This is a genomic window from Aeromonas lacus (assembly GCF_000764665.1).
In the GTDB taxonomy this organism is placed as follows: Bacteria; Pseudomonadota; Gammaproteobacteria; order Enterobacterales; family Aeromonadaceae; genus Aeromonas; species Aeromonas lacus.
Genome location: NZ_JRGM01000091.1, coordinates 1 through 974 on the forward strand (window position 1 = coordinate 1; position 974 = coordinate 974).

General features: G+C 41.7%; 1 protein-coding gene. It reads right to left on the bottom strand.

Annotation, left to right across the window (positions count from 1 at the left end):
- The coding region (locus tag LG31_RS20900; protein WP_193354221.1) for a TcfC E-set like domain-containing protein at nucleotides 1–974 on the bottom strand (974 nt) is incomplete at both ends.

The following is a 974-nucleotide window of genomic DNA, read 5'->3' on the forward strand; positions in this document are numbered from 1 at the left end:
TTCTTATCATCATCGACACTAATATTCAGTGACCCAGCATTGTTAACCAAACTACCTAAATTAAAACTGACACCAGCTGAGTCATAGCTCTGTGAATAAAATGGCAGTTTATTACCATCTGTGCCTCGTTGACGAGAGGCCCATACGGAACCAATGCTATCTGGTAAATCATAACTTACTCTAGTCATCCATTGTTTACTTGCATCACTTGAGCAGAGATTCTGTAAATCAAATCGCAACCCATTACTTAGTTGCCAATTTGCCTGCCCTTCCTCTACTGTTGTTTGGTTATTTTTATATAGAGATAGCTTCCAATTTACATCCAACCAATTTGAGGCTAATGACACACCAAAGATTGCCCCTAGACCACTATCTTTCTGCGAGTCAATCGATGAATAATCACTACTATTTTCTGTCCTCCCCCCCCACAACTGCCAAACTAGACCGTCTGGGTACTGCTGGCTTTCACTCATTTTATTGATGTGTTGTACTCGAGATGAAACAACTCGACCACCAACAACTACATCGACTCTCACATCATACATCCCTCTAGGTAGCGCACTTGTATCTAGCTCATGAGCACCCATTGAAACACGCTGTATACTAAGCAGTTGATTGTCACGGAAAATCCGAGCCTCACCAGCAGAGGGGAAGTAAGCAACTATAGGATTTATAGCTTGGCTTGAATTAACTTTAATCGTTTGGCTGGTGTTGCCATACGACACTCCATATATACGTGAGCTATTAAGTGTTGAAATGCTACCTAGCTCTTGCATCGACCAGCTATCAAGCATACCAGCAGCCACACGCTTGCCATTAGCATCAAGTTCATACATTGCCTTATTTAAAGCAACTGTTTGTTCGTTACCATCTCCAGAAGAAATTGTACCTTCGAGAGCGAAATGGTTAGCACCTATAGCACTTTGACTTTGAAAGTTGAGATATGCAGAATTAGAATCCACACCATCCACATG